A 1,199-nucleotide genomic window follows, 5' to 3' on the forward strand; every position below is an offset into this window, starting at 1 on the left:
GCCGACGCGGGGGCGTCGCTGGCGCGCCGCGGCGGGAGCGCGCCGGTGCCGTTCCGGCTCGGCGAGCCGGCGGTGGACGCGTTCCCGACGGCGCTGTGGGCGCGGCTGACGGCGCGCCGGTGGCGGGCCGGGACGATCGGGCTGGGCGAGGGGGACCCGGCCGGCGACCCGGCGCTGCGCGCGGCGATCGCGACGCACGTGACGGCGGCGCGCGGCGCGCGCTGCACCGCCGAGCAGGTGCTGGTGGTGAGCGGGACGCAGCAGGCGCTCGACCTCGCGGCGCGCGTGCTGCTCGACCCGGGCGACGCGGTGTGGATCGAGGACCCGGGGTACCGCGGGGCGCGGGCGGCGTTCGCGGCGGCTGGGGCGCGGCTGGTCCCGGTGCCGGTCGACGGCGAGGGGCTGGACGTGGCGGCCGGCGAGGCGGCGGCGCCCGGCGCGCGCCTCGCCTACGTGACCCCGTCGCACCAGTTCCCGCTCGGCGCGGTCATGAGCGCGCCGCGGCGGCTGGCGCTGCTGGCGTGGGCGCGGCGCGCCGACGCGTGGGTGGTCGAGGACGACTACGACTCGGAGTTCCGCTACGGCGGGCGCCCGCTGCCGTGCCTGCAGGGGCTCGACGCCGAGCGACGCGCGCCCGGCGAGTCGGCGCGCGTGGTGTACGTCGGCACGTTCAACAAGACGCTCGCGCCGGGGCTGCGGATGGGGTACGTGGTGGTGCCCGACGCGCTGGCCGACGCGATGCGCGCGGCGCGCGCGGCCAGCGACCGCTTCGCGCCGACGATCGCGCAGGGGGTGCTGGCCGACTTCATCGGCGAGGGGCACTACGCGCGGCACGTGCGGCGCGCGCGCGCGGCGTACGCCGAGCGGCAGGCGGCGCTGCTCGAGGCCGCGGCGCGCGAGCTGGACGCGCTGCTGGCGCTCGCCCCCGACGCGGCGGGGCTGCACCTCGTCGGCCGGCTGCCGGCCGGCGTGCGCGACGTCGACGCGGTCGCGGCGGCGTCCGCCGCGGGGGTGGAGGTGGCGGCGGTGTCCGACCACGCGCTCGCCGACGGCGCGGCGCGCGTCGACGGGCGCGACGCGCTGCTCCTGAGCTACGCGGGGTTCGACGCGCGCGCGCTGCGCGCCGGGGTGCGCGTGCTGCGGCGCGCGCAGGCGGCGCGCGCGGCAAGTCGGATCGTAGCCATGTCGTTCTGTGAGCC

General features: G+C 80.6%; 1 protein-coding gene. It reads left to right on the forward strand.

Annotation, left to right across the window (positions count from 1 at the left end):
- The coding region (locus tag PYV61_RS25555; RefSeq protein ID WP_275836706.1) for a PLP-dependent aminotransferase family protein at positions 1 to 1,199 on the forward strand (1,199 nt) is incomplete at both ends.

This window comes from Roseisolibacter sp. H3M3-2 (assembly GCF_029211165.1).
Lineage (GTDB): Bacteria > Gemmatimonadota > Gemmatimonadetes > Gemmatimonadales > Gemmatimonadaceae > Roseisolibacter.